The organism is Selenomonas dianae, from assembly GCF_030644225.1.
GTDB classification, from domain to species: Bacteria; Bacillota; Negativicutes; order Selenomonadales; family Selenomonadaceae; genus Centipeda; species Centipeda dianae.
Genome location: NZ_CP128650.1, coordinates 1,326,279 through 1,353,055, shown reverse-complemented (window position 1 = coordinate 1,353,055; position 26,777 = coordinate 1,326,279). Strand labels below are relative to the sequence as shown.

Below are 26,777 nucleotides of genomic sequence, written 5' to 3'. Positions count from 1 at the left end.
TGGCGGATGGAGACGGATGGATGAAGAAGCAACCTGAGCTGCTCGCACCTGCCGGGACGATGGAAAAGCTGCAGATGGCACTCGCCTATGGCGCAGATGCCGCATATCTTGGCGGCGCGCAGTTTGGTCTGCGCGCGTTCGGCGGTAACTTTACAAATGAGGAGATACGGGCGGCGGTACAGCTCGCGCACGGTGCGGGCAGGAAGATCTATGTGACGGTCAATGTCTTTCCGCACAATGACGATCTTGTATCCCTGCCGGACTATCTGCGTTTTCTTGCACAGGCGGATGTGGATGCCGTGCTTGTCGCCGATCTCGGCGTCTTTATGCTCGCGCGTGAGGTCGCGCCCGATCTTCCCGTACATATCAGTACCCAGGCGAACAATGTGAACTGGCGTACGGTGTGCGCATGGCAGAAGCTCGGTGCGGAGCGCGTCGTGCTCGCGCGGGAGCTCTCGCGTGAGGAGATTCGGGAGATTCGCCGCCATACGGATGTGGAGCTTGAGCTTTTCGTGCACGGGGCGATGTGCATATCCTACTCGGGACGCTGCCTTCTCAGCAGCTATTTTACGGGGCGCGATGCGAACCGCGGCGGCTGCGCACAGTCCTGCCGTTGGAAATATGCGCTGGTTGAGGAGTCGCGACCCGGCGAGTATCATCCCATCGTCGAGGACGGGCGCGGCACCTACATCATGAATTCGAAGGATCTCTGCCTCCTGCCGTATCTGGATGAGGTCGTCGCCTCCGGCATCGACAGCCTCAAGATCGAGGGGCGCATGAAGAGCGTCCACTATGTTGCGAGCGTGGTTAAGGCATACCGCATGGCACTCGATGCCTGTCTTACGGGCAAGCCCTACGCGGTGCGGGAGGAGTGGCGGATGGAACTGGAAAAAGTCTCGCACCGTGCCTACACAGCGGGATTTTTCTTTGGCAGGACGACGGAGGCGGATCAGATTTACGGTTCGTCCTCCTATGAACAGTCCTCGGATTTTGTCGGGCTTGTGCGTGCCTATGACGAGGAGCGCTGTCTTGCAACGGTGGAGCAGCGCAACCATATGAAGCTGGGGCAGGAGATCGAGGTCTTTCAGCCCGTGGGCGCGTCGTTTCGACAGGAACTCACAGAGATGTGGGACGAGAACGGGCAGGAAATTGCAGCGGCACCGCACCCGCAGCAGATTGTCCGGATACGGATGGCACAGCCGGTTGAGGTGAACAGCATTCTGCGCCGCGATGTGCCGATAAAGAAGGAGGAGCGATGATGGACCGTGTGATTCGCCGCTATGCGTGCGCCGCAGGGCGGGTGCAGGGCGTAGGTTTCCGTATGTTCGTCCGCCAGCAGGCGGTGATGAACGACATTACGGGGTGGGCGATGAATATGTCCGACGGGACGGTGACGATGGAACTGCAGGGCGATGCCGCTGCGGTCGAGGCGGCGTTTGATGCTATGCGTACGGGCAACTACTTCGTCCGCGTGGAGCGTCTTGACATCGAGGAACGCGAACCTGTGGACGGCGAGCGTGATTTTTCGATCAGGTATTAGGAGCAGCTATGGGGAAAATACTTGTAATGAATGGACCAAACCTCAATCTGCTCGGTACGCGTGAGCCTGAAATCTACGGTACTGTGACACTTGCAGACATCCATGAGCGTCTACGCCGCCGTGCCAATGAGGCAGATCTGGACATTGAATTCATGCAGTCGAATCACGAGGGGGCGCTTGTGGATGCGATTCAGCGTGCACGCAGGACGGCGGACTACATCATCTTGAATGCCGGCGCGTTCACGCATTACAGCATCGCCATTCGCGATGCGATTGCGGCGGTCAATGTGCCGGTTATCGAGGTGCATCTCTCGAATATTCATCGACGTGAGGAGTTCCGTCGCACGTCCGTAATCGCCCCCGTCGTACTCGGGCAGATCGCGGGGTTCGGTGCGGAGAGTTATATGGCGGCGCTTGAGGTGATCATCTGCCGCATGGGAGGTGTACGATGAATATTGAAGCACGTCTTACACGTTTGCGCACACTGCTCGCAGAAAATATAGTGGATGCCGTTCTCATCACAAAGGAGGAGAATGTTCGCTATTTCAGCGGATTTCGCGGGGATTCCGCTGTGCTCCTTGTGACAGCGGAACGTCTTATCCTCGTGACGGACAGGCGTTATACGGAGCAGGCTGCGGCAGAGGCACCCCTCTATGAGGTTGTCGAGCAGCGGGACGGTCTGTATGGGAAAGCTGCGGAGCTTGCGGTGGACGCCGGTGTTGTTTCACTTGCCTTCGAGGGCGGAGCGCTCGTCTACATCAAGGTGATATGGCTGCGCGAACGGCTCGGCGAAATTTCCTTCGATACGCCGCTGAACCTCGATCCGCTCCGTCAGGTGAAGGATGCGGACGAGGTTGCTCTGATTCGCCGTGCGTGCGCCATTGCGGATGCGGGCTTTGCCCATATCATCGACTACATCGAACCGGGCATGACGGAGCTGGAGGTCGCGGCAGAACTTGAGCATCATATGCGGATGCTCGGCTCGGAGCGTCCCGCATTTCCGACCATCATCGCCTCAGGCATACGCGGCAGTTTGCCGCACGGGGTTGCGAGCGATAAGGTGATCGAGCGCGGAGAGCTTGTGACGATGGACTTCGGCGCAGTCTGTGCGGGCTATCACTCGGACATCACGCGTACGATCTGTGTGGGACGTGCGGACGCGCGGCAGCGTGAACTCTACGATGCCGTCCGCACGGCACAAGAGCGTGCGCTTGCGGCACTGCGTCCCGGTGTGACGGGTATCGAGGTTGACCGCGTGGCACGGGACTGCCTTGCGGAGCAGGATCTCGACCAATACTTTGGACACGGGCTTGGACACAGTCTCGGGCTTGAGATCCACGAGGAGCCGCGTCTCTCGAAGGCGGGCAAGGAGCTTTTGCAGCCGAATATGCTCATCACGGACGAGCCCGGCGTCTACATCCCCGGATGGGGCGGCATCCGTATCGAGGATACCGTGCTCATTACGGCAGACGGCGCAGAACCGCTCACACGTGCATCAAAAGAATTTATTGAAATCTGCACATAAAACCGCTATAATATTTGGGGAAGCACTGATAAATTCAGCCCATCATCTTGGCGCATCCTTTTCGCCCTGCCTGTGTCAACAAATCCTCCACATAGCTTTGGCTATGCGTCCGGTTTGTTTCCTTGGCAGGACAAAAATTCTGCACCAATCTGACAGACTTCATTTTATCAGCGATTCCTTAGGGAAGCATTATCAGCGATTCCCTCAAGAATATGTATTGTATGGAGGAACAAATAATATGATTAACAGCACCGATTTTCGCACCGGCCTTACCATTGAATACGATGGGGGCGTCTGGCAGATTGTTGATTTCCAGCACGTAAAGCCGGGGAAGGGTGCCGCGTTCGTCCGTACGAAGATCAAGAATGTCGAAACCGGCGCCGTGGTTGAGCGTACGTTTAACCCGAACGAAAAGATGCCTGCGGCACACCTTGAGACGCATACGATGCAGTACCTCTATGAGGCGGACGGTGTCTATACGTTCATGAACACGGAGACATATGAGCAGTCCGAGCTCTCGCGTGAGCAGCTCGGCGATGCGCTGAACTACCTCATGGAGAACATGGAGGTTGCGATGCAGCAGTTCAAGGGCCGTATCATCGGCATCCAGCTCCCGAACTCCGTCAGTCTCAAGGTCATTGAGTGCGAGCCGAGCGTCAAGGGGAATACGGCGACAGGTGCGACGAAGATGGCAAAGGTCGAGACCGGCTATGAGGTTCGCGTGCCGCTTTTCATCAATGAGGGAGATGTGCTCCGCATTGATACGCGCACGGGCAACTACATTGAGCGCGGCTAATATAGTTTTTCTTGCGAACGGAGGATATGACATGGACAACGATAAGAACGTAGTGAAGAAGGAAACGGGACTTGGCACGATCCGCGTAGCGGATGAGGTCGTCAGCATCATCGCGGGGCTCGCTACGACAGAGGTCGAAGGCGTGGCGGGGATGAGCGGCGGCATCGCCGGCGGTATCGCCGAGATCCTCGGGCGCAAGAATTTCTCCAAGGGTGTCAAGGTCGAGGTGGGGGAGAAGGAAGCCGCGATTGATCTTTACATCATCGTAAAGTACGGCATCCGTATCCCCGAAGTCGCACTTGCCGCGCAGGAGAATGTCAAGCGTGCAATTGAGACGATGACAGGACTTTCGGTGATCGAAGTCAATGTCCATGTGCAGGGCGTCGGTTTCCCTGAGGAGGAGCCGAAGCCGGAGGAAATGCGTGTACGCTGAATATGACAGAGGAGTCAAGCGATGGGAATTCTAAATCGTCTGCTGCTCCTGCCCTATGTGCTCTTTGTGATGGTGCTCGTCATCGCGGTTCTTGTCATTGCCTTGCGTATTGTTCCGGAGAGCGTATGGCTGAATGAACTGCGCTATGCCCTGTCGCGTCAGGAACTTCTTGCAGTGTGTGGGGTGGTTTTTCTCATCAGTCTCAAGTTGTTCTTTGCCGTCTTTGCACGAACAGCGGCGTCTTCGCGCACCGATGGCGAGTTTATGGTTGTCGATACGCCTGCGGGTGCAGTACAGGTCGCGCTGTCTGCTGTACGCGGTGTCGTCGAGCGCGTGGCACTTTCCATGCAGGGCGTGCGTACGGCGACGGCGGCGATTTCGGTGCAGGATGCCCCAAAGGACACGGCGGCAACGCCGATGCAGGTGGAACTCAAAATCACACTTGCAGAGCATACGAGCCTGAATGCGGTATCGGAGGAGCTGACTGCGCATGTGCGGCAGGAACTCCATGATGTGCTCGGTATTTCGGATGTCCCCGTGGAACTTCGCGTAACGGAGATCACGAACGCCGGCTCTTCGTCGAAGCGTTCTGTGTCTTAGTAGGAGAGAGGCATGAAAGAAAATTTACTGCTCCTCCTTCAGGATCAATGGGAGAACCATTGCGGACGAACAGCGGGACTGCTTATCGGTCTGCTGTTTGGCATTTCTGTTCTGCTCTTTGGCTTCTGGCATATTGTATTTGTGCTTCTCTGTGCAGGTATCGGCATGGGGCTCGGACTGCGTGCGGAGCGTGTCGGCGGTTGGGCGGAACTGCTTGACACGTCTGTACTGAACCGTTTGTTTCGGAGGATGTCATGAGCCGGAGGCACGCGCGGGAAGCCGCGCTTATGACACTGTTTCAGCTTGAGTTCGGCACGGATGATGTGTCCGCCGATCATGCAAGCGAGCTTGCGGCGGATGAGGTCGAGGGACTTACGGAGCATGATCTGCCCTATGCACATGCGCTGGTGCAGGGAACGCGTGCGCATCTCATGGAGATAGATGCGGAGATCGCCCGCCTTGCGAAGGAGTGGAAACTCCACCGTATGGCGGCTGTGGATCGCAATCTGATTCGTATGGCGTACTACGAAATGCGCTATCAGGAGGAACGCATTGATCCGCCGGTTGCCATCAATGAGGCGGTCGAACTTGCAAAAAAATACGGCTCGGATGATGCGCGCCGCTATGTAAACGGGATCCTTGCTGCAATGCAAAAAACGCTTTAAGGAACTGCTGACAAAGAAAGAATCCGTTGCGCGAGTATTTCGTGCAATGGTTCTTTTTTTTCAATGCGGAAAGGAATTATATGACCGTCCACTCTGTTACAGATGTGACGCGATACATCAAGGGGCTGTTCGAAGGAGAGGCAATCCTGTCGGATATCCTGATTCGCGGCGAAGTGTCCAATTTCAAACGCTACCCTTCGGGGCATTGCTATTTTACCCTCAAGGATGCGGGTGCAAGCATGAAGTGCGTTATGTTTAACGGTTGTGCGCGGAATCTGCGTTTTACGCCGGAGAACGGAATGCAGGTGATTGCGGGCGGCAGTGTGTCCGTCTATGAACGTGACGGCGTTTATCAGCTCTATGTGAATGCCCTGACCCCGAAAGGGGCGGGGGCTCTTGCACTTGCCTTTGAACAGCTGAGGGAAAAACTCTGTGCCGAAGGTCTTTTTGATGAGGCGCACAAGCAGCCGCTGCCGCGCTTTCCGCGTCGGATCGGGATTGTCACATCCTCTGCCGGGGCGGTTTTGCGCGACATCCACAAGGTTGCAAAGCGTCGCTGGCCGAATGTGCAGCTGATCCTTCATCCCGTTCTTGTGCAGGGAACAGAGGCAGCGGGGCAGATCGCGGCGGCAGTCCACTTCTTCAATGAGAAATACCCCGTGGATGTACTGATCGTCGGACGCGGCGGCGGCTCGGCAGAGGATCTGTGGGCGTTCAACGAGGAGGCTGTTGTGCGTGCGATCTACGATTCACGCATCCCTGTGATTTCTGCCGTCGGACATGAAACGGATACGACACTCGCGGACTTTGTCAGTGACAGACGCGCCGCGACACCGTCGCAGGCGGCGGAGTTTGCCGTACCCGATGCCGCAGAACTGCGTCAGTATGCAGGAGCGCTTCTCGCGCGTCTCCATGCGGGACGCACGCGACGGATGGAGCAGTACAAGGCGCATCTGCGGGCGCTGATCGAACGCCCGTGGTACCGCCATCCGAAGCTCCTGCTTGCGGGGGCGGTGCAGCGTACGGATCGTGCCGCAGAACGTCTCCATCGTGCGGCGAAGGACAGACGTATGAACGCTCGCCATCGCCTTGAGCTCGTACTGAAACGGCTTGAGCTCCTGAATCCCGTACAGATTCTCTACCGCGGGTTCAGTGTTGTGGAGAAGGCCGGGAAAACGGTGACACGTGCGAAGGAACTTGCGGCGGGCGATCATCTGAATATTACATTTGCGGACGGAAAAATATCTGCCGTAGTTGAGGCAAAGGAGAAGTAGCATGGCGCGTAAAAAGGAGATGGCGTTTGAGGAGGCACTCGGCGCGTTGGAGCAGATTGTGGCGGAGATTGAAACGGGAGAGCTGTCACTTGCGGATCTCATGGCGAAGTATTCGGAGGGAATCAAGCTGTCTGATGTCTGTATGACCTCCCTCAAGCGCGCCGAGGAAACGATGGATCTTTTGGTGAAGGAGACGGCAACAGGCATTTCGGAAGAGAATCTGCAGATCGGAGGCTGATGATGAAGGAACTGTGGAAGAAACGGCAGGAACTTGTTGAGCGTGCGCTGAAGGATGAGTTGGCAAGGACTCCTGTGCTGGATGAGATTCTGCGGGAGTCGATGGAGTACAGCCTCATGGCGGGCGGGAAACGTCTGCGTCCGATCCTTTTGATGGCGGCGGCGGATGCCGTGGGCGCAGATGGAACGAAATTTTTGCCCGTTGCCTCCGCGCTTGAGATGATCCACACGTATTCGCTCATCCATGATGATCTTCCCGCGATGGATGATGACGAATACCGTCGGGGCAAGCTGACAAATCATATGGTGTATGGGGACGGCGTTGCAATCCTCGCGGGGGATGCCCTTCTCACACTCGCATTTACGGTGATTCTGCGGCAGAAGGACGTGCCTGCAGCGGCACTCCTGCGGGTTGTGGATGAGATCAGTCGTGCGGCGGGAGCCGAGGGGATGGTTGGCGGACAGGTGCTCGATCTCAGAGCGGAGGGCGTGCAGATTTCGATGGAGGAGCTGCGCCGTATCCACATGGGAAAGACGGGAGCCCTCTTCCATGCAGCTCTGCGCAGCGGTGCGATTCTCGCAGGTGCGACACAGGAGCAGCTGGCGGCACTCACGTCCTATGCCGATCACTTTGGGCTTGCGTTCCAGATTACGGATGATATTCTCGATGTCATCGGCAGTGCCGACGAGATCGGAAAGCCCGTCGGCAGCGATGAGAAAAATCACAAGTCGACCTACGTATCGCTGACCTCTCTCTCGGAGGCGCAGGAGCTTGCACGCCGCAGTGTGAACGAAGCAGTCGACGCGCTCTCCGCGTTTGGTGCAGAGGCGGACTTTCTGCGTGCGCTTGTCGCGTATCTCGTGAAGCGAAAGCAATAGAGATGATGAAGAAAGAACGGTTGGATATTCTGCTTGTGGAGCAGGGATTTGCGCCCAGTCGGGAGCGTGCGAAACGTCTCATTATGGCGGGGCAGGTGCTCGTGGATGAGCAACGCATCGACAAGGCGGGGACGACAGTGCCGATGGATGCGCTGCTCCGCGTTGTGGGGGAGGATCTGCCCTATGTCAGCCGCGGCGGGCTGAAGCTGGAAAAAGGAATGGCGGCTTTCGGTGTCGTACTTAAGGGAAAAACGGCGGCGGACATCGGTGCTTCGACGGGCGGATTTACGGACTGTATGCTCCAAAACGGCGCGATAAAGGTGTTTGCGATTGATGTCGGCTATGGACAGCTCGATTGGAAGCTGCGTACGGATGCCCGCGTCATCAATATGGAGCGTACGAATATCCGAAATGTTACCGCTGAGATGCTGGGTGAGGCTCCGGACTTCGCCTCCATCGACGTGGCGTTTATCTCGCTGGACAAGGTTCTTCCCGTCGTACACGGGCTGCTCTCGGCGTGCGGTGAGGTCATCGCCCTCATTAAGCCGCAGTTTGAAGCGGGAAAGGATCGCGTGGGCAAGAACGGTGTTGTCCGCGATCCTGCTGTGCATGAGGATGTGATCCGGAAGGTTCTCCGCGTGGCGGAGGCACAGCATTTCACCCCTGCCGGACTTACATACTCTCCGGTGAAGGGACCAAAGGGGAATATCGAATACCTCCTGTATCTGCGGATGCAGGAAGATGGGAAGCAGCGGGTCGAGGCGGCTTCTGTACATGAGATTGTGGCAGAGGCGCATCGGGCGCTGGATCAATGAGGGGCGTTGCTATGAGGACGGTTGCGGTTTTTCCGAATCTGATTAAGCCGGAGACACGCGAAGTTTTACGGCGGATTCGTGCGTTCTTTGCCGCGCGTGAGACGCGTATTCTCCTGTCGCATGTGCGTGCGGCGGAGTTTGGCATGGAGGACTGCGGCGTGGACGACATCGAGCATCAGCCGGCGGATTTTGCGCTCAGCCTCGGCGGGGATGGAACACTGCTTGGTATCTGCCGCCGCTATGTGGAGAACCCCGTACCTGTCTGCGGCATCAACATGGGTACGCTCGGGTTTATGGCAGATATTGAGCAGAACGAGCTTGAGGAACGTCTTGAAAAACTCTGTGCGGGCGACTATCGCATCGAGTGGCGGCGTTTCCTCGCGGGATTTGTCACGAAGCCGGACGGTTCGGAACACGTTCTTGGATACGCAATCAACGATATTGTCGTTATGAAGGGCGATCCGGCGCGTATCATTTCACTCGGGCTTGCGGTCAATGATATACCGCTCGTGGAATGTAAGGCGGACGGGTTCATCGTTGCCACGCCGACCGGATCGACGGCATACTCTCTTTCGGCGGGCGGTCCCATCATGAACCCGATGGTGAAGGGGCTCGTACTCACACCGATCTGCCCTCATACACTGAACATCCGCCCGCTGATCATCCGCGTGGAGGATGTTGTGCACATCCACCTCGTCGACACACGGCAGAGCATTATCGTAACGTTGGACGGGCAGGAAACGACACCCATTCATCCCGATGACACGGTTACGGTCAAATGTTCGGATGTGCGCGCGGGCATCATCAAATTCGAGGACAAGGATTACTATCAAACATTGCGTACAAAACTCTGGAGAAACTGCTAGGAGAGAGTGGAATGAAAAGTCGACGCCACGAACTCATCAAAAAAATTATCGGTGAGGAGATCATTGAGACGCAGGAGGCTCTCGCCGAGGCATTGCGCGCGCGTCATATGCGTGTGACACAGGCGACCATCTCGCGGGACATCAAGGAACTTTTTTTGATCAAAGTGCCTGCGGACGGCGGTCGCTACCGCTATGCCGTATCCCCACATGAGGTGATGCATTTTTCTGAGGGGCGGATGAAGCGGATCTTCAAGGACAATGTGGTGCTGTGTGATTTCAGTGAGAACATTGTACTGGTGAAAACGATCCCGGGAGCCGCTGCGACAGTTGCCGCTGCACTTGATGCCTCGGATTGGCAGGAGATCATCGGGACAGTCGCGGGCGACGACAGTATCTTTGTGCTTGTAAAACCAAAGGATACGGCAGAGAACATCGTGGAACGCATTCAGGAGCTGCTGCGGTGAGAGGAGGGGACGGCTATGCTGCAAAGTCTGCGTGTATGGAATTTTGCACTGCTTGAGGAGGTTTCTGTCACGTTCGGTGCAGGGCTCAATATTCTCACGGGTGAGACCGGTGCAGGCAAATCCATTCTGATTGATGCACTTGGCGCGATCCTCGGGCAGCGCATCTCGACGGATACCATCCGCAGCGGGGCGGATGCTCTGCGCGTCGAGGCGGTATTTTCGCTCGATGAAAGCGACGAGGCACTGTGTTCCATGCTCTCGGCACAGGAAATCGAATGTGAGGACGAACTCATCATCCTGCGTAAGGTTGCACGGACGGGAAAGGGATCCATCCTTGTCAACGGCAGCCGCGTCACACTGACCTTTCTAAAAAAGCTCGCTCCGTATCTCGTCGACATCCACGGGCAAAATGAGAACCTCGCTCTTCTGCGCGAGGACGCACAGCGAAGTCTCCTTGAGGGCGGGGACAGTGAGCTGCGCACACAGCTTGTCGCCTATGCGGCAGTCTATACGGACTGGAAGGAGAAGACGCGCACGCGGGAGGAGCGTGCGGAGGCGATTGCAGATCTTGGAGAGCGCGTGGATATGCTGCGCTGGCAGGAAAAGGAGATCGCCGAGGCGGAACTGTCAGAGGGGGAAGACGAGGAACTTGAGACGGAGATTCGCCGCCTCTCCCATGCGGAGCGCCTTGTGGAGAACGCCGCCGAGGCGGGGAATCTCCTCAGCGAGGATGGGGAGGAGGGGCTTTCTGTCCTCTCTGCGCTTGCCCGCATCACTCATGCGCTCGATGAGATTGCACGCTATGACGATGGTCTTGCGAACGCACAGACGATGATCGAGGAGGCATACATCTCCCTGCAGGAGGCATCCTATGAGGTGCGTGACTATCTGGACAGTATCGATGCAGACCCTGCCCGCTTGGACAAAATACAGACGCGCATGGATGTCATTGATCGGCTCAAAAAGAAATATGGAGGGACGATTCCGGCTGTATTGGATCGGCTTGCCTCCGTCCGGAGAGAACTGGAAAGCATTGACAACTACGATGCGGATATGGAGCAGCTTGACAAGGAAATCGCGGCACTCTGCAAACGGCTCAAAGAGCTTGCGGCGCATCTGACGGCGCGTCGTCAGGAGGTCGGTGCGGAACTCTCGAAGGATATTGCACGTGAGCTGCAGGGGCTCGGCATGGCGAAGGCGCGTTTCCGTATCGTCGTCACCCCTGAGGAGAAATACACGAGCTGTGGTGCGGACAGCCTCAGTATGCTCTTTTCGGCAAATGTGGGCGAGGAGGAGAAGCCCCTCGAAAAGGTCGCTTCGGGCGGCGAGCTCTCGCGCATTGCACTTGCCATTAAATCCATTGTCGCCGCGCGGGATACGGGCGGGGCGAGCATGGTGTTCGACGAGATCGACACGGGCATCGGCGGGCGCACCGCACAGATGGTCGCCGAGCGCATCGCCTTTGTCGCGCACTACAAGCAGGTGTTGTGCATTACCCATCTGCCGCAGATCGCGTGCATGGCGGACGCACATCTCTACATTGCCAAATCCGTCAAGGGAGAGGCGACTGTCACGCAGGTGACAGCGCTCTCTGAGGCGGAACGCGTGCGCGAGATTGCACGCATGGCATCGGGGGATGATGTCACCGAGGCGGCACTCGCAAATGCGCGCGAAATGCTCGAAGCGGCAGGGAAAAAGAAAGCTGCATTTCAGAAGAAGAAAAAACCGGCAAAGCAATGAGGCAATCGTCAGCACGATTCCATGGAACTGAAGTAAAATCAGAAAAAGAGATTCCTTTTGTCATCATTGACGTTGGAATCTTTTTTCTTGCAGGAAAGGCAATGACGACAGAACGCTTTACGTCATCACATCGTATTTTCCATTTTATTTGCATGGAACTTCTGTTTTTGTTATACTGAAAAACATCTGATGATATAAGAAAACATGAATCAGGTGAAGTCCGTTCCGCAATTCCTGCATACAATTCATCTGTGAGAGGACGATATATGGCGTGTTATTAAAAAATTTATTGCACTCGGATTCGGATCACACATTTATTAAATTTGCCGGTGTCGTATTTGCCGTTTCCTTTCTGATCGTCTGTGCCGTATACTATGCGGGAGTTCGCTTTATGTCCGGTTCGCTGCGCGATGTCAATGCGTTTGCGGATGCAGTCGACAATGATCTCGGCTATGTGCTCATCATGGGGGTGGATCGCAGGGAGGGGGATGTTGGACGGAGTGATACGCTGATGCTCGCCGCTGTCGATGAGGAACAGGAGCGAGCTGTGCTGCTCTCGATTCCGCGCGATACGCGCGTTGCAGTCGGCGGCTATGGTTACGACAAGATCAATCATGCCTATGCGTTTGGCGGACACGAATTGACGCTGGACGCAGTGGGAAAAATCGTCGGTGTTCCCGTGACACATTACATTATGATCGACACATCTGCATTTGAACGGATTGTGGATGCAGTCGGCGGTGTGGACATCAACGTCGAAAAGCGGATGTATTACGAAGATCCGTGGGACGATAACGGCGGTCTTGTCATTGATCTGCATCCGGGGGAGCAGCATATGAACGGCGCACAGGCGATCCAATACGTACGCTATCGTGACGGTGAGGGAGACATCGGGCGCATTGCACGTCAGCAGCATTTCATGCGTGCGCTGCTCGCCCGATTCCTCTCCCCGCAGGTGCTCCCGCGCCTTACGGCGGTGATTGACGAGGTGAAGAATGCGGTCGAGACGGATTTGACAACGCGTCAGCTGCTGACATTGGCAAAGCGTCTCAAGGAGATCGAGGCGGGCGGCATGGTGACGCAGATGGTAACGGGGGTGCCGGCATACCTCGGAGACATCAGCTACTGGATTCCCGATCTTGTGGAAACACGCAGGAAACTCTTTGCAGGCGTGGGAAGGGATCTGCCCGCACGGATGCAGGAGGCGGCACAGCGTGATGCCGCTGCCTATCGTGCAGATATGCCGGAGCGTATGCGTGTGATGACGCAGACGGATGAGCGGGAGCTTCTCCCCTCGTCGGAGGAACTGCTCGCCGAGGGAGACCGTGCCATAGCGGAGCAGCGTGCAGAGCGCGGCATTACGACAGGGAAGCGTACAGAAAAAGATGAGGAAACGCCGGAGAAAAAAGAGGCATCGGAAAAGACCGCCAAGAATGATACGGCGGAGGACATCTCCGTCATGATTATCAATGCGAGCGGCATTGACGGTGCAGGGGCGGAGATTGCAGACACCCTGCGTGCGAAGGGATTCCGCATCGGAGGCATCGAGACGGGCAGCGTGTCGGATCGCCCGAAAACCGCCGTGATGACGGCAGAGGCACATGTGAATCTGTTCTACGGAATGCCGTTCCCCTGTGTCATCATGCCGGTTGATGGCGCAGGTGAGAGGCAGGCGATTGTGATCATCGGGCGTGACTATCGTTCTGACACTGTGCATAAGGATGGAGAATCGTGATATGGGGAGCTTGAAGGTCATCGGACTGGAAAAGGCGTATGGGATACGTACGCTCTTTTCTCATGTAAACTTTGAAGTCCGGCGCGGTGACAAGATTGGTCTTGTCGGTGCGAACGGCACGGGCAAGACGACGCTGATGCGGATTCTGCTCGGCAGAGAGGAAAGCGACGGCGGGCAGATCGTGATGGAGCGCGCCGATACGGTCGGTTACGTCGAGCAGCAGGCGACGTTTACCCATGCGACGCTCTATGAGGAGCTGCGCAGTGCGTTCTCGGATCTCATTGCGCTGCGTGCGGAGAAGGAACGGATGGAGGACGCGATTGCGGCAGGGGAGGCCGGCAGTGACGAGCTTGCCGCCTATGGAAATCTTGTGACGCGTTTTGAGGCACTGGACGGCTACGACTTTGAGAGCCGCATCCGCCGTGTGGCGTTCGGTCTTGGTTTTTCCGAGGCAGAACTTCAAAAGGATGTGCGGCATTTTTCCGGCGGACAGACCACGCGCATTTGCCTTGCCAAGGCACTCCTGCGTGAGCCGGACTTCCTCTTTTTGGATGAGCCGACGAATCATCTGGACATTGGAATGATCGAGTGGCTTGAAAAATTTCTGCAATCCTATCGCGGCGGCGTGCTTCTGATCTCGCATGACCGTTACTTCCTCGACCGTGTGGCAAATCGTATTTTGGAACTCGATCATGCGGAGGTTACGGTGTATACGGGGAACTATACGCATTATATGCGGGTGAAGAATGATCGCCGCGCGGCACTCTTGAGCGCGTATGAGAAACAGCAGGCACAGATCAAAAAGACGGAGGAATACATCAGCCGTTACAAGGCGGGGATCAAGGCAAAGCAGGCACGTGGACGGCAAAGTCAGCTGAACCGTCTGGAGCGGATCGTACTCCCGCCCGAGGCGGCGCGTTTTCAGTATTTTGCCTTTACAAAACCGACGGAATGCGCACAGCGTGTAGCAGAACTTGAGGACATCTGCTTTGCCTATCCGGGGGGGCAGCGTGTACTTGACCATATCTCGCTGCTCATCCGCAAGGGCGACGGGGTGGCACTCATCGGCGAGAACGGCGTCGGAAAGACGACGCTCCTCCAAATCCTCGTTGGGGAACTTGAAGCGACGGGACGGCTGAGAATCGGCAGCCGTGTCAAGATCGGTTACTTTTCGCAGCAGCATGAGGGGCTCGATCCCACAAAGACCGTATTGGATGAAATCTGTTATACGTTCGGTCTGGACGAGGAGACGGCACGCGGCTATCTCGGTGCATTCCTCTTTCACGGGGATGACGTTCTGCGTCTCATCGGCGCACTCTCAGGCGGTGAACAGGCGCGTGTGGCGTTTTTGAAACTCATGCTGACGGGAGCGAACTTCCTCGTACTCGACGAGCCGACGAACCATCTCGATATTCCCGCACGCGAGGCGGTCGAGGAGGCTCTGATGGCGTTTCCGGGCACGTTCATCGCCGTCTCACATGACCGCTATTTCCTCGATAAGACGGCGAACTGTACGCTCGAACTGAGGGACGGAAGGATCACGGAATATCTCGGCAACTACAGCTACTATCTGATGAAAAAAGAAGCTGAGGCGGCAGAGGTGGTATCCGCACCGGAGAAAAAGGAGCGTCATTTGCCATCTGCACAGCCGGCAAAAGAACACGCGGAAACGTCCGCCGCACCTAAATCTGTGGTGCACAGTGCCATCCCCGCTGCACGGCGGCAGGAGATGATCGAGCGCATGGAGGCGGAAATCGCTATGGCGGAAGCAGAACTCAAGGGGCTTGAGTACGAGATGAACCGCCCCGAGACGCAGGCGGATCCGGAGCGCAGTCATGCGATTGCGGAGGCATATGCGGCAAAGGAAATTGAGATTATGCAGCGTTATGAGAAGTGGCAGCAGCTGACGGAGGCATAATATGGAACTCCGACAGAATCTCGGCTTTCACTCCGAGCAAGAAGAACTCACGGGCGTCGTCGATCATATCATTTTTGCAGCGGGGGACGGCGCATTCTCTGTCTTTCGTCTGCGTATGGAGCACGCGGGGAAGTGTACTGCAACGGTGAAGGGGGCAGCCCCCCTCGTCGGTCAGGAGGTTCACCTCGTCGGTACATGGGTGACACACCCGCGCTTTGGGCGTCAGTTTCAGGCGATGCGTATGCGCATCAGTGCACCGACGAGTGCAGGCGGCATCGAACGCTTCCTTGCCTCGGGGACGATTGACGGCGTAGGTCCTGCAATGGCGCGCCGAATTGTGGAGAAATTCGGCACAGAGGCGCTTCTCATCATCGAATGCGCGCCGAGCCGCCTTCGGGAGGTCGCCGGAATCGGCGCGAAGACGGCGGAGAAGATTGCCGCTTCCTATCTGCGGCAGTCCGAATTGCGCGATATTATGCTCTGGCTCGAAGACCATGGCATCACGGGGGCATATGCCGGACGCATCTTTAAGGCGTATGGATCTCTTGCAGTCGAGGTGATGGAGAAGGCCCCCTATCGTCTGGCGCGGGAGATTGACGGAATCGGTTTTGTCACGGCAGATAACATCGCCATCGCCGCAGGCTGGGAAAAAAATTCATCAGAGCGCATTGCTGCAGGGCTTTCCTATGAGGTCACACAGATCTCCTCAAGCGGACATTGCTGTATTCCCGAGGGGATGCTCGCAGAGCGGGCTGCACAGCGTCTCGGGGTTGCGCGCAGCGAGGTCATGGAGGTGCTCAGCCGTGAGGTGAAGATGAGCCGCCTCTATGCGGTGGACGATATGGGAGAACGGCTCATCTATGCGCCGCAGCTCTACAAGGCGGAGGTGGAGACGGCACGGCTCCTGCGGATGCTGCAACAGAAGGCGGATCACATTCATGTCTATGATACAATGTCCCTTGTCACCGCATGGGAGGAGGAGCATACGGTTCGTCTTGCCGATGCCCAACGGGAGGCGGTCATCGCTGCACTGGAGCATGGTGTTCTCGTTCTGACGGGAGGTCCCGGTACAGGGAAAACCACCGTCGTACGAAGCATGATCGACATTCTTGGGGCGCAGGGGCTTGAGATCCTGCTTGCCGCGCCGACGGGACGCGCGGCGAAACGGCTTGCGGAGGCGACGGGGTGTCCCGCTGCGACCGTCCACCGTATGCTTGAGGCACAGGGCAGGGAGGACGGCGAGATGCGTTTTGGGCGTGATGCCGAGACGCAGCTGGAGGCAGATGTCATCATTGTGGACGAGGTGTCCATGATGGATATTGTACTCATGCAGCATCTTCTCACTGCTGTTCTGCCGGGGACGCATCTCATCCTCGTCGGTGACGTGGATCAGCTTCCTGCGGTTGGTCCCGGCGCTGTGCTTCAGGACATCCTGCGCTCGGGGGTTATTCCGAGCGTACGTCTGACCGAGATCTTCCGACAGAATAATACAGGAACAATTGTTCTGAATGCACATGCCATCAACTCCGGGCGTGTTCCCTCCTTTACGGAGGCGGATTTTTCCTTTGTCCCCGCTGTGTCGAGTGAGGATGCTGCTGCACAGATTGTTTCCATCTGTACGCGCCTCCTCCGTGCGGGAACGGATCTCATGGATCTGCAGGTGCTCTCGCCCATGCGACGCGAGGCGTGCGGCGTGGATCTGCTCAACCGAAGTTTACAGGCGGCACTGAATCCGCCCGCAGCAGATAAGGCGGAGGCGGTCGGCTTTCGACGCGGCGACAAGGTCATGCAGACGCGCAACGACTACACGAAGAATGTGTTCAATGGAGACATCGGGCGCATCGTTCAAATTGATTCGGAGCATCTTACCATTGCATTTGCGGAGGATATGGAGGTCTCCTACACGCGGGATGAGTTCGGGGCTCTTACCCTTGCCTATGCGATGAGCGTCCATAAAAGTCAGGGCAGCGAGTACGACATCATCCTCCTCCCGCTCGTGCGCGCACATCATATCATGCTCCAGCGCAACCTCCTCTACACCGCCGTGACGCGTGCGAAAAAGGGGGTCATCCTCATCGGTGACCGCACCGCGTTGTTTACTGCTGTCAGCAATGATCGCACGCGCCGTCGCTATACCTTGCTCGCGGAGCGGCTTGCGGAGAAAATCTAGGGAATCGCTGATAAAATGAAGTCCGTCAGATTGGCGTAGATTTTTTCGTCCGAACAAGGAGGCAAACCGGACGCATAGCCAAAGCTATGTGGAGGATTTGCCGACACAGTGCGGGAAAAAAAGATGCGTCAAGATGGCGCGGCTGAATTTATCAGTGCTTCCCTAGGGAATCGTGCGGGCGGTTGATTTTTTCAGCGGAAAACGGTATAATGGGGGAAAAGGAAGCGGTGTTTCGCTTCCGAACATATCACCTTTTAAGAGGTCCTGTGAGGCCTTAAGGGAGTTTTCAATGCAATACACTGCACCATCCGTCTATCCAATTTTAGAATGCAAAGCTTTCTTATGCCTTTCTTTTGGCATGGGAGAGCTTTTTTGTTAGTGCAAGGAAGGGGATGCACATGAGTCAGGAGTTATCACTAAAGGGGCGCGATGTTCTTGCGCTTGAGGATTTTTCGGCGGAGGAGATTCGCCTGATCCTGAACACGGCACGCGAGATGAAGAACATTGTCGGCCGTGACATCAAGAAAGTGCCGGCACTCAGGGGAAAGGCGATCGTCACGCTGTTCTACGAGCCGAGTACGCGCACGCGCACGTCATTCGAACTCGCGGGAAAGTATCTCGGCGCGGATGTCGTGAATATCACGGCAAGCGCGTCCAGTGTCGTCAAGGGGGAGAGCCTGCGCGACACACTCTACACGATCGAGGCAATGGGTACGGATGCGATTGTCATGCGGCACAAAGCGGAGGGAGCTGCCGCGTACGCTGCCGATGCTGTTTCTCCCGTGATTATCAATGCGGGCGACGGAGCTCATGCACATCCGTCACAGGGGCTCTTAAATCTCTATACCATCGAGGAGAACAAGGGAAAGCTTGCGGGACTGAAGGTCGCCATTCTCGGGGATGTGCTGCACAGCCGCGTGGCACGCTCGGATATTCAAGGGATGCGCAAGATGGGAATGGACATACACATCGCAGGCCCGCGTCCTCTGCTGCCGCGCTTTCTCCATGAGGAGGAGGGCGTCACCATCCATGACCGCATCGAAGATGCGGTCGAGGGCGCAGATGTGATTGAGGTACTGCGCATCCAGCTGGAACGGATGAAGGGGGGGCTGTTCCCCTCGACGCGTGAGTATGCACGCATTTACGGGCTGAACGAGCAGCGACTGGCACTGGCGAACGATGCGCTTGTCCTTCACCCGGGGCCCATGAACAAGGGATGGGAGATTTCGGAGGCCGTCGCCTACGGCGTACAGTCGCGGATTCAGGAGGAAGTGAAAAATGGGGTTGCCATCCGTATGGCACTCTTCACCTTGGTGCTGATGGGAGGGAAAGCCTGATGAGCACATTGCTTTTGAAGGGCGGACGGGTGATCGACCCTGCCGCTCAGCGGAATGAAATCTGTGATGTCCTCATCGAGGACGGAGTTATTTGTCAGGTCGGAAAAGATCTGCGTGCGGATGATGCCGAGGTCTATGATGCTTCCGGCAAGATTGTCACCCCGGGGCTCATTGATATGCACACGCATTTTCGTGAGCCGGGGCAGGAGGCAAAGGAGGACTTTGCCTCCGGATCGCGTGCAGGTGCGGCAGGCGGCTATACGACGGTTGCAACGATGCCGAATACACGTCCCGTGGTGGACGATGCGGCACTCGTCACAAGCCTTAGGAAACGCGCCGAGGATGTCGCCGTCATCCACATCCGCATCATCGGTGCGGTGACGAAGAATCAGGAGGGCAGGGAGCTCGCGGAGCTCGGCGATATGGTCGAGGCGGGGGCAGTTGCGTTTTCGGACGATGGGCATTATGACCCGTCGGCAAAGGTACTGCTCAGTGCCTACGACTACCTCGTTCCGTTCGACAAGGCGATCATCAATCACGAGGAGGACACATCCCTCGTCGAGGACGGCGCGATGAACGAGGGACATCGCAGTGCGATGCTCGGCATCAAGGGGCGTCCGATCGTGGCGGAGGATATTGCCGTTGCACGCGATGTCATGCTCGCGGAGTATGCGGGTGCGCACGTACACGTCGCACATATCAGTTCGGGACGTGCGGTACAGCTCGTTCGTGAGGCAAAGGCACGCGGCGTACGCGCAACGACGGAGGTCACACCGCACCATCTGACGATGACGGACGAATGCGTCGATCCGCGTGACAGCGCGACAAAGGTCAACCCGCCGCTACGTACGGCAAAGGATGTAGAAGCGATGGTGGAGGGGCTGCTCGACGGCACAATTGATATGATTGTCACCGACCACTCACCACATGCTCCGGAGGAGAAGGATCGCGAGTACATCTATGCGCCGAGCGGATTCCCGGGGCTTGAAACGGCACTCGGCGTGTTGTTGACCGACCTCGTTCACACGGGGAAAGTTCCACTTGAGAAAGTGATTGAGTGCATGACGTACGGACCGGCACGTGTCTTTAAACTCCATGCGGGAACACTCGGGGAGGGCGCTCCCGCCGATGTCACAGTAATTGATCCGAACATGGAATGGACGGTCGATGTGAACAAATTCTATACAAGAGGAAGACATTCGCCATTCAACGGGCGTAAACTCAAGGGGAAAGCGGTTCTCACCGTAGTTGATGGTAAGATTGTTATGAAGGATGGGGTCATAATCGTATGAAAGGGAAACTGATACTGGAGGACGGTTCGGTTTACACGGGCGAACTGCTCGACCGTGACACAAAAGCCGTCGGTGAGGTCGTATTTACCACGACCATGACGGGATACCAGGAGAGCCTGACCGATCCTTCGTTCTGCGGGCAGATTCTCACAATGACGTATCCGCTGATCGGGAACTACGGCACAGCGGCGAAGTTCATGCAGTCACGCAAGACCTTCGTGCGTGGATTTGTGATCGGCGAGCTCTGTGATGCACCGAACAACTGGCAGTCCGAGGAAAGTCTGACGGTATTTTTGCAGAAAAACAAAATACCATGCCTGTATAACGTCGATACAAGGGCGGTTACACGTCACATTCGTTCGGCGGGAGCAATGAAGGGCGTGATCGTTCCTTCAGATCTGGCGGAACGAGAGATTGCCACATTGCAGGCGGAGGAACTTCCACGGAATGTCGTGGAGATTGTCACGACCCCCGAGGTCTATACGCTTGATACGGAAACGGCGGATGCGCCGCATATCGTGGCAATGGATTTTGGAGTCAAGCGCAGCATTCTCCATAACATCAATCGAATCGGTGCAAAAGTGACGGTTGTGCCCGCGCATACAAGCGCTGAGGAGGTGCTTGCGCTGAATCCTGACGGCGTGTTCCTGTCGAACGGTCCCGGCGACCCGACGGATGTGCCGGAGATTGTCGAGGAAGTCCGAAAGCTCGCCGGGAAGAAGCCCATCTTCGGCATCTGTCTCGGGCATCAACTGCTTGCGCTTGCCTTTGGCGCTAAAACGTACAAGATGAAGTTCGGGCATCGCGGCGGAAATCAGCCCGTTAAGAACCTCAAGATGGGCAAGGTGCACATCTCCGCGCAGAACCACGGCTATGCCGTCGATCCGGCATCGTTGGAAGGAACACCGCTCATTGTTACCCATACAAATGTCAACGACGATACGATTGAAGGACTGCGTCATACGTCGCTTCCGATCTTTTCCGTGCAGTACCATCCGGAAGCTGCACCGGGGCCGGACGATAATATGTATCTGTTTGATGAGTTCTGGAATCTGATGAAGGGAGAGTGACATATGCCGCGCAAGGAAAATTTGAAAAAGGTCATGGTCATTGGCTCCGGTCCCATCATCATCGGACAGGCGGCGGAGTTTGACTATGCGGGATCGCAGGCGTGCCGCGCACTGCGGGAGGATGGACTGGAGGTCGTTCTCGTCAACAGCAATCCCGCCACCATCATGACGGATACACACATCGCTGACCGCGTCTATATCGAGCCGTTGACGGTAGATTTCCTTGAGGAGATCATCTCCAAGGAAAAGCCGGACGGTCTTTTGGCGACGCTCGGCGGGCAGGCGGGGCTGAACCTTGCCGTACAGCTTGCCGAAAAAGGGGTTCTGGAAGCGCATGGCGTGGAGCTGCTTGGCACTTCGCTTGAGGCAATCGAAAAGGCAGAAGATCGGGAGCGGTTCAAGGAGACCATGGAAAAACTCGGTGAACCGATCCCCGAGAGTACGATTGTCGAGGATGTTCATGCGGCTGTCGAATTTGCAAACTCGATCGGATACCCAGTCATTGTACGCCCTGCGTATACAATGGGCGGTACGGGCGGCGGTATCGCGGAGAATGAGGAAGAACTCATAGCGACCGTCATTAAGGGGCTGAACTACTCGATGATCGGGCAGGTGCTCATCGAGCGCAGCGTTGCCGGATGGAAGGAAATCGAGTTCGAGGTCATTCGTGACCGAAATGACAACTGTATCACCGTTTGCAGTATGGAAAATTTCGATCCTGTCGGTGTTCATACAGGAGATAGTATTGTTGTTGCCCCTGCACAGACGTTGACGGATTATGAATATCAGATGCTCCGCAGTGCGAGCCTTCGTATCATCCGTGAGCTCGGCATCGAGGGCGGCTGCAACGCGCAGTATGCACTCGATACAAAGAGCAACAAATACTATGTTATCGAAGTCAATCCGCGCGTCAGCCGCTCCTCGGCGCTTGCCTCCAAGGCGACGGGCTATCCGATTGCAAAGGTTTCCTCGAAGATTGCGATTGGCTACACACTGGATGAGATTGTCAACTCGGTTACGAAGAAGACGAAGGCGTGCTTTGAGCCGACGATTGACTACTGCGTTGTGAAGTTCCCACGCTGGCCGTTTGATAAATTCATCTACGCTGACCATACACTCGGCACACAGATGAAGGCGACAGGCGAGGTGATGTCGATTGACCGCAGCTTTGAAGGAGCAATTCTCAAAGCGGTGCGCTCACTCGAAATCGGCGTGAACCGTCTCCACATCGACCGCTTTGCCGAGTGGGACGATGAGCGTGTGGAAAAGCAGCTCGCCCTCGTCAATGATGAGCGCATCTTTGTGATTGCCGAGGCACTTCGGCGTGGAACGCTTTCGGTCGATGCCATTTCGGAGATCACGAAGGTAGATAAATGGTTTATCCACAAGCTCAAGCACATCACGGACGTGGAAAATCAGCTGGCTGCCTCGCCGCTCACACCGAAGCTGCTCGCAGCGGCGAAATGGGTCGGGCTGTCCGATGTCTCCATCGCCGAGCTGACGAAGAAAACCCGCGATGAGATTCGTACAATGCGCCGTATGCACAATATCCTGCCATGCTATAAGATGGTAGACACCTGTGCTGCTGAGTTCGAGGCAATGACCCCGTACTATTACTCCACATTCCGAGGAGCAGAGGACGAGGTTACCGTTTCCAACCGGAAAAAAGTGATTGTGCTTGGCTCGGGTCCCATTCGCATCGGACAGGGGGTAGAGTTCGACTACTGCTCGGTGCATTCGGTCTGGGCGCTGCGCGAAATGGGCATTGAGGCAATCATCATCAACAACAATCCGGAGACGGTCAGCACGGACTTTGACATTTCCGACCGCCTCTACTTTGAGCCGCTGACCGTCGAGGACGTGCTCAACATCGTTGACAAGGAAAAGCCGGATGGTGCGATTGTACAGTTCGGCGGACAGACCGCGATCAACCTCGCGGCAGAGCTTGAACGTGCGGGACTGCGCATCTATGGAACATCCGTCAATGACATCGACCGCTCCGAGGATCGCGAGCGGTTCGACGAGGTGCTGACGCAGACGGGCATTTCGCGCCCCGAGGGGATCAGCGTGACGAATCTCGCGGATGCTGTGACAGGTGCGGCGCGGATCGGCTATCCCGTCATGGTACGTCCGTCCTACGTGCTCGGCGGGCGTGCGATGGAGATTGTCTACAACGAGGAGGAGCTGCGCGACTATATGAGCCGTGCGGTGAAGGTGACGCCGGATCATCCCGTGCTTGTCGACCGCTATATGCAGGGGACAGAGGTCGAGGTTGATGCCATCTCCGATGGCGTGGATGTCGTCATTCCCGGCATCATGGAGCACATCGAGCGTGCCGGTATCCACTCGGGCGACAGCATTGCGGTCTATCCGCCGCAGACATTGCCTGCACGCGTGATCTACACCATCATCGACTATACGAAGCGTCTCGCGGTCGCCCTCCACGTCAAGGGATTGCTCAACATCCAGTTCGTTGTGGCGCGTAACGAGGTGTTCATTATAGAGGTCAATCCGCGTTCGAGCCGTACCGTGCCGTTCCTGTCCAAGATCACGAACATCAATATGGTCGGCATTGCGACACAGGTGGCGATGGGGGCGACCCTCAAGGAACTCGGCTTCCACTCGGGGCTGATTCCGCCGCGTCCCTATGTCGCAGTCAAAGCCCCCGTTTTCTCGTTTGCAAAGATGACGGATGTCGACATCTCGCTCGGCCCCGAGATGAAGTCAACGGGCGAAGTCATGGGCGTGGACTACCACTATGCGCGTGCACTCTACAAGGCAATCGTTGGCTCGGGGCTGAACATCCCGACGAAGGGCTGTCTGCTCTTTACCGTTGCGAACAAGGACAAGGAGGAGCTGAAACAGCTCGCCAAGGCGTTCTCCGAGTTCAACTTTGACATTGTGGCGACGGAGGGAACGGCAAAGGCGATTGCATCCCTTGGCATTGATGTCGAAGTGGTTGGCAAGGTGCATGAACGCAGCTCGGACATCATCGAGATGATTAAGAGCGGCAAGATCAATATGGTTATCAACACGCTCACACAGGGCAAGCACTCCGCACGCGACGGGTTCAAGATCCGCCGCGCCACCGTGGAGCACGGCATTGCCTGCCTTACCTCGCTCGATACGGCGTGGGAGGTGCTGCGCGTGCTTGAGTTTATGCGGAATCGCCGCCTTGTCTATACACTTGCAATACAAGACTATGTCGGTGGAGGGGACGACCTTGCCTAAGGTAATCGAGGAGGCAGAAATCCTTTCCCATGGGATACCGATTGCGGGCGTTGACATTCTGACGCTCGCCGCTCCGCAGATTGCGCGGACATCCCTGCCGGGGCAGTTCGTACAGGTCTCCGTTCCCGTGCACGGCGGATTTCTGCGCCGTCCGCTCGGCATCGCTGAGACCTCCCGTGCGGATGGGTGGATTCGCCTCATCTATCGGCAGGTGGGCAGCGGCACAGAAGCACTTGCGAATGCTGCGGCGGGGGCGTATGTCTCCATCCTCGGCCCTCTGGGGCATGGGTTCAATACCTCTCTGAAACATCCGCTGCTCGTCGGTGGAGGCATGGGGCTCACGCCGCTGCTCTTCTTTGCAGCGACGCATCCAAATGTCTCCGTCCTGATGGGCGGCCGCACGAAGGAAGAAGTTTTCTGGGAGGAGATTTACCGCCCCCATGTGCGCGAATGCTTCATCATGACGGACGATGGTTCGTACGGCACGCAGGGCTTTGTGACGACGCTGCTGCCGCAGCTTCTTGCAGAGGGGGACTATGACGGCATTGCCGTCTGCGGCCCTCCCGTCATGATGGAGCGCGTTGCAGTGATTGCGGCGGAGCACGGGATTCCCTGCGAGGTCTCGCTCGAAAAGCGCATGGCGTGCGGACTGGGTGCGTGCCTGTCCTGCGCCGTAGATACGAAGAATGGGCGGCGTAAGGTCTGCAAGGACGGCCCGGTGTTCCCGGCGGAGGAGGTGTACGATGCCTTATAATGCAGAAAAATATCCCTATGACGATCTGCTTCGCACGAATATCGCGGGCATCGAGATGCGTACTCCCGTCCTCGCAGCATCGGGAACATTCGGTTTCGGTGAGGAGTTTGCGGATTTTGTTGACCTCGCGCGTCTCGGCGGTGTCATGGTCAAGGGAACGACACTTGCCCCACGGTGCGGGAACGATGGCGTGCGCATCGCGGAGACCCCGCAGGGAATGCTGAACTGCATCGGACTGGAAAATCCCGGCGTGGAGCACTTCCTGACGGAGATCCTGCCGCGTATACGACCGTACGGGATGAACGTCATTGTCAACATATCGGGCAGCTCCGTCGATGACTATGCGGAAATTGCACGGCGGCTCAATGTCGATGGAGTCGCTGCACTTGAGATCAACATCTCCTGCCCGAACGTTCGGGAGGGCGGCATCGTATTCGGTACAGATCCGCGTGCGGCGGCGGATGTCGTGCGTGCAGTCGCATCCGTATCCGAGAAGCCTGTGATCGCGAAGCTCTCACCGAATGTCACGAGCATTACGGAGATGGCGCTTGCCGTAGAGGAGGCGGGTGCGGATGTGATCTCGCTCATCAATACGCTCATCGGGATGCAGATCGACATCCGTTGTCGTCGTCCCGTCCTTGGCAACCGTACGGGCGGGCTTTCGGGTCCTGCCGTGAAACCCGTCGCCGTCCGTATGGTCTGGGATGTTGCTCATGTGGTTCACGTTCCCGTGATCGGTATGGGGGGGATCTCCTCGTGGGAGGATGCCGTCGAGTTTTTCCTTGCGGGTGCGTCTGCTGTCGCGGTTGGGACGGCAAATTTTGTCGATCCCGCTGTCACGATGAAGATCTGTGACGGGCTGGGACGTTATTTGCATGAGAATCGGTTCGCCAACATTCAGGAGATTGTTGGAAAGGCATGGGAACAGCGATATTCTTTATGAAAAAAATTCTCATAAAAAAAGATTTTTTGTTCGTAAGTATTCTCCTTATCCCATATACTACAAGGGCTAGGGGGACTTTTGACACCTGTACCCCATATGTGGTATAATCTCTCCATTGGTATGAGAAACCGAGACAATCGCGTCCACCCGTTTCGGATGGGCGAGGAAAGTCCGAGCTCCACAGGGCAGTGTGCCGGATAACGTCCGGCGAGGGCAACCTCAGGGACAGTGCTATAGAAATTTATACCGCCGGTTTCTGACCGGTAAGGGTGGAAAGGTGCGGTAAGAGCGCACCAGCAGTCGGGTGACCGGCTGGCTTTGGTAAACCCCACATGGAGCAAGACCAAATAGGGAAGGATTAAGGCGGCCCGTCGGCCTTCCGGGTAGTGTCGCTTGAGGCGCTTGGTGACAAGCGTCCCAGATAAATGATTGTCGCCGCCCATTGGGCGGAACAGAACTCGGCTTATTGGTTTCTCACAGCCAATGCTATGGA

25 protein-coding genes and 1 other RNA gene are annotated in these 26,777 nt (G+C 56.6%); all 26 read left to right on the top strand.

Translation table 11 applies throughout. The features are described 5' to 3' along the window. The first annotated feature begins 20 nt into the window (after positions 1-20). On the top strand, positions 21-1,259 hold the full coding sequence (locus QU667_RS06685) for a peptidase U32 family protein (protein WP_304986444.1): 1,239 nt from the start codon (positions 21-23) through the stop codon (positions 1,257-1,259). Then, on the top strand, positions 1,259-1,540 hold the full coding sequence (locus QU667_RS06680; RefSeq protein ID WP_304986443.1) for an acylphosphatase: 282 nt from the start codon (positions 1,259-1,261) through the stop codon (positions 1,538-1,540). Before QU667_RS06685 ends, QU667_RS06680 begins: the two co-directional genes overlap by 1 nt. Before the next feature lie 8 nt (positions 1,541-1,548). After that, positions 1,549-1,992 carry a type II 3-dehydroquinate dehydratase gene (gene aroQ, locus QU667_RS06675; protein ID WP_304986442.1) on the top strand — a complete coding sequence of 148 codons (444 nt, stop codon included), beginning with the start codon at positions 1,549-1,551 and terminating at the stop codon, positions 1,990-1,992. Next, positions 1,989-3,065: a M24 family metallopeptidase gene (locus QU667_RS06670; RefSeq protein WP_304986441.1), complete on the top strand. Its 1,077-nt coding sequence runs from the start codon at positions 1,989-1,991 to the stop codon at positions 3,063-3,065. The genes aroQ and QU667_RS06670 overlap by 4 nt, the downstream gene beginning before the upstream one ends. A gap of 238 nt (positions 3,066-3,303) precedes the next feature. Then, positions 3,304-3,861 carry an elongation factor P gene (gene efp, locus QU667_RS06665; RefSeq protein ID WP_304986440.1) on the top strand — a complete coding sequence of 186 codons (558 nt, stop codon included), beginning with the start codon at positions 3,304-3,306 and terminating at the stop codon, positions 3,859-3,861. A 31-nt stretch (positions 3,862-3,892) separates the two neighbouring features. Next, a complete protein-coding gene (locus tag QU667_RS06660; RefSeq protein WP_304986439.1) occupies positions 3,893-4,294 on the top strand; it encodes an Asp23/Gls24 family envelope stress response protein in 402 nt (133 codons plus the stop codon). Between the two features lie 21 nt (positions 4,295-4,315). Next, positions 4,316-4,894: an alkaline shock response membrane anchor protein AmaP gene (gene amaP, locus QU667_RS06655; protein ID WP_304986438.1), complete on the top strand. Its 579-nt coding sequence runs from the start codon at positions 4,316-4,318 to the stop codon at positions 4,892-4,894. A gap of 12 nt (positions 4,895-4,906) precedes the next feature. Continuing rightward, positions 4,907-5,152: a DUF2273 domain-containing protein gene (locus QU667_RS06650; RefSeq protein WP_304986437.1), complete on the top strand. Its 246-nt coding sequence runs from the start codon at positions 4,907-4,909 to the stop codon at positions 5,150-5,152. Then, the gene (nusB, locus tag QU667_RS06645) at positions 5,149-5,559 is read left to right on the top strand and encodes a transcription antitermination factor NusB (protein ID WP_304986436.1); all 411 of its coding nucleotides are present in this window, start codon (positions 5,149-5,151) and stop codon (positions 5,557-5,559) included. Before QU667_RS06650 ends, nusB begins: the two co-directional genes overlap by 4 nt. 80 nt (positions 5,560-5,639) lie before the next feature. Further along, positions 5,640-6,833: an exodeoxyribonuclease VII large subunit gene (xseA, locus tag QU667_RS06640; protein ID WP_304986435.1), complete on the top strand. Its 1,194-nt coding sequence runs from the start codon at positions 5,640-5,642 to the stop codon at positions 6,831-6,833. Position 6,834: 1 nt separating this feature from the next. Next, positions 6,835-7,071, top strand: a complete 237-nt coding sequence (gene xseB, locus QU667_RS06635) for an exodeoxyribonuclease VII small subunit (protein ID WP_304986434.1) — start codon at positions 6,835-6,837, stop codon at positions 7,069-7,071. 2 nt (positions 7,072-7,073) lie between these two features. Further along, the gene (locus tag QU667_RS06630; protein WP_304986433.1) at positions 7,074-7,949 is read left to right on the top strand and encodes a polyprenyl synthetase family protein; all 876 of its coding nucleotides are present in this window, start codon (positions 7,074-7,076) and stop codon (positions 7,947-7,949) included. Positions 7,950-7,954: 5 nt separating this feature from the next. After that, positions 7,955-8,764 (top strand): TlyA family RNA methyltransferase, encoded by an 810-nt coding sequence (locus QU667_RS06625; RefSeq protein ID WP_304986432.1) that lies wholly within the window; start codon positions 7,955-7,957, stop codon positions 8,762-8,764. Positions 8,765-8,775: 11 nt separating this feature from the next. Then, entirely contained in the window at positions 8,776-9,630 is an 855-nt protein-coding gene (locus tag QU667_RS06620; RefSeq protein ID WP_304986431.1) for an NAD(+)/NADH kinase, read from the top strand. A gap of 11 nt (positions 9,631-9,641) precedes the next feature. Then, complete coding sequence (argR, locus tag QU667_RS06615; protein WP_304986430.1) at positions 9,642-10,094, top strand: arginine repressor; 453 nt, start codon at positions 9,642-9,644, stop codon at positions 10,092-10,094. Between the two features lie 15 nt (positions 10,095-10,109). Beyond that, on the top strand, positions 10,110-11,834 hold the full coding sequence (gene recN, locus QU667_RS06610) for a DNA repair protein RecN (protein ID WP_304986429.1): 1,725 nt from the start codon (positions 10,110-10,112) through the stop codon (positions 11,832-11,834). Positions 11,835-12,225: 391 nt separating this feature from the next. Further along, the gene (locus QU667_RS06605; protein ID WP_304986428.1) at positions 12,226-13,569 is read left to right on the top strand and encodes an LCP family protein; all 1,344 of its coding nucleotides are present in this window, start codon (positions 12,226-12,228) and stop codon (positions 13,567-13,569) included. 1 nt (position 13,570) lies between these two features. Continuing rightward, positions 13,571-15,487: an ABC-F family ATP-binding cassette domain-containing protein gene (locus tag QU667_RS06600; RefSeq protein WP_304986427.1), complete on the top strand. Its 1,917-nt coding sequence runs from the start codon at positions 13,571-13,573 to the stop codon at positions 15,485-15,487. Between the two features lies 1 nt (position 15,488). Further along, positions 15,489-17,657 carry an SF1B family DNA helicase RecD2 gene (recD2, locus tag QU667_RS06595; protein ID WP_304986426.1) on the top strand — a complete coding sequence of 723 codons (2,169 nt, stop codon included), beginning with the start codon at positions 15,489-15,491 and terminating at the stop codon, positions 17,655-17,657. 392 nt (positions 17,658-18,049) lie between these two features. Continuing rightward, positions 18,050-18,994 (top strand): aspartate carbamoyltransferase catalytic subunit, encoded by a 945-nt coding sequence (locus QU667_RS06585; protein ID WP_304986425.1) that lies wholly within the window; start codon positions 18,050-18,052, stop codon positions 18,992-18,994. Beyond that, positions 18,994-20,286 (top strand): dihydroorotase, encoded by a 1,293-nt coding sequence (locus QU667_RS06580; protein WP_304986424.1) that lies wholly within the window; start codon positions 18,994-18,996, stop codon positions 20,284-20,286. The genes QU667_RS06585 and QU667_RS06580 overlap by 1 nt, the downstream gene beginning before the upstream one ends. Further along, a complete protein-coding gene (carA, locus tag QU667_RS06575) occupies positions 20,283-21,356 on the top strand; it encodes a glutamine-hydrolyzing carbamoyl-phosphate synthase small subunit (protein ID WP_304986423.1) in 1,074 nt (357 codons plus the stop codon). The genes QU667_RS06580 and carA overlap by 4 nt, the downstream gene beginning before the upstream one ends. A gap of 3 nt (positions 21,357-21,359) precedes the next feature. After that, a complete protein-coding gene (carB, locus tag QU667_RS06570; RefSeq protein WP_304986422.1) occupies positions 21,360-24,587 on the top strand; it encodes a carbamoyl-phosphate synthase large subunit in 3,228 nt (1,075 codons plus the stop codon). Then, positions 24,559-25,341, top strand: a complete 783-nt coding sequence (locus QU667_RS06565; RefSeq protein ID WP_304986421.1) for a dihydroorotate dehydrogenase electron transfer subunit — start codon at positions 24,559-24,561, stop codon at positions 25,339-25,341. Before carB ends, QU667_RS06565 begins: the two co-directional genes overlap by 29 nt. Next, the gene (locus QU667_RS06560) at positions 25,331-26,284 is read left to right on the top strand and encodes a dihydroorotate dehydrogenase (RefSeq protein WP_304986420.1); all 954 of its coding nucleotides are present in this window, start codon (positions 25,331-25,333) and stop codon (positions 26,282-26,284) included. The genes QU667_RS06565 and QU667_RS06560 overlap by 11 nt, the downstream gene beginning before the upstream one ends. Positions 26,285-26,405: 121 nt before the next feature. Continuing rightward, positions 26,406-26,765: RNase P RNA component class A (rnpB, locus tag QU667_RS06555), an RNA gene on the top strand. Positions 26,766-26,777: the final 12 nt, after the last annotated feature.

What these genes read in the sequence shown, in the direction of transcription:
- carA (WP_304986423.1), top strand. Translation starts at nt 20,283, where the DNA reads ATGAAAGGGAAACTGATACTGGAGGACGGTTCGGTTTACACGGGCGAA.
- QU667_RS06580 (WP_304986424.1), top strand. Translation starts at nt 18,994, where the DNA reads ATGAGCACATTGCTTTTGAAGGGCGGACGGGTGATCGACCCTGCCGCT.
- argR (WP_304986430.1), top strand. Translation starts at nt 9,642, where the DNA reads ATGAAAAGTCGACGCCACGAACTCATCAAAAAAATTATCGGTGAGGAG.
- QU667_RS06680 (WP_304986443.1), top strand. Translation starts at nt 1,259, where the DNA reads ATGGACCGTGTGATTCGCCGCTATGCGTGCGCCGCAGGGCGGGTGCAG.
- QU667_RS06685 (WP_304986444.1), top strand. Translation starts at nt 21, where the DNA reads ATGAAGAAGCAACCTGAGCTGCTCGCACCTGCCGGGACGATGGAAAAG.
- QU667_RS06650 (WP_304986437.1), top strand. Translation starts at nt 4,907, where the DNA reads ATGAAAGAAAATTTACTGCTCCTCCTTCAGGATCAATGGGAGAACCAT.
- xseB (WP_304986434.1), top strand. Translation starts at nt 6,835, where the DNA reads ATGGCGCGTAAAAAGGAGATGGCGTTTGAGGAGGCACTCGGCGCGTTG.
- recD2 (WP_304986426.1), top strand. Translation starts at nt 15,489, where the DNA reads ATGGAACTCCGACAGAATCTCGGCTTTCACTCCGAGCAAGAAGAACTC.
- QU667_RS06605 (WP_304986428.1), top strand. Translation starts at nt 12,226, where the DNA reads ATGTCCGGTTCGCTGCGCGATGTCAATGCGTTTGCGGATGCAGTCGAC.
- QU667_RS06670 (WP_304986441.1), top strand. Translation starts at nt 1,989, where the DNA reads ATGAATATTGAAGCACGTCTTACACGTTTGCGCACACTGCTCGCAGAA.
- nusB (WP_304986436.1), top strand. Translation starts at nt 5,149, where the DNA reads ATGAGCCGGAGGCACGCGCGGGAAGCCGCGCTTATGACACTGTTTCAG.
- QU667_RS06630 (WP_304986433.1), top strand. Translation starts at nt 7,074, where the DNA reads ATGAAGGAACTGTGGAAGAAACGGCAGGAACTTGTTGAGCGTGCGCTG.
- QU667_RS06600 (WP_304986427.1), top strand. Translation starts at nt 13,571, where the DNA reads ATGGGGAGCTTGAAGGTCATCGGACTGGAAAAGGCGTATGGGATACGT.
- xseA (WP_304986435.1), top strand. Translation starts at nt 5,640, where the DNA reads ATGACCGTCCACTCTGTTACAGATGTGACGCGATACATCAAGGGGCTG.
- efp (WP_304986440.1), top strand. Translation starts at nt 3,304, where the DNA reads ATGATTAACAGCACCGATTTTCGCACCGGCCTTACCATTGAATACGAT.
- QU667_RS06585 (WP_304986425.1), top strand. Translation starts at nt 18,050, where the DNA reads ATGCACATGAGTCAGGAGTTATCACTAAAGGGGCGCGATGTTCTTGCG.
- QU667_RS06620 (WP_304986431.1), top strand. Translation starts at nt 8,776, where the DNA reads ATGAGGACGGTTGCGGTTTTTCCGAATCTGATTAAGCCGGAGACACGC.
- recN (WP_304986429.1), top strand. Translation starts at nt 10,110, where the DNA reads ATGCTGCAAAGTCTGCGTGTATGGAATTTTGCACTGCTTGAGGAGGTT.
- aroQ (WP_304986442.1), top strand. Translation starts at nt 1,549, where the DNA reads ATGGGGAAAATACTTGTAATGAATGGACCAAACCTCAATCTGCTCGGT.
- amaP (WP_304986438.1), top strand. Translation starts at nt 4,316, where the DNA reads ATGGGAATTCTAAATCGTCTGCTGCTCCTGCCCTATGTGCTCTTTGTG.
- QU667_RS06565 (WP_304986421.1), top strand. Translation starts at nt 24,559, where the DNA reads ATGTCGGTGGAGGGGACGACCTTGCCTAAGGTAATCGAGGAGGCAGAA.
- QU667_RS06625 (WP_304986432.1), top strand. Translation starts at nt 7,955, where the DNA reads ATGAAGAAAGAACGGTTGGATATTCTGCTTGTGGAGCAGGGATTTGCG.
- carB (WP_304986422.1), top strand. Translation starts at nt 21,360, where the DNA reads ATGCCGCGCAAGGAAAATTTGAAAAAGGTCATGGTCATTGGCTCCGGT.
- QU667_RS06560 (WP_304986420.1), top strand. Translation starts at nt 25,331, where the DNA reads ATGCCTTATAATGCAGAAAAATATCCCTATGACGATCTGCTTCGCACG.
- QU667_RS06660 (WP_304986439.1), top strand. Translation starts at nt 3,893, where the DNA reads ATGGACAACGATAAGAACGTAGTGAAGAAGGAAACGGGACTTGGCACG.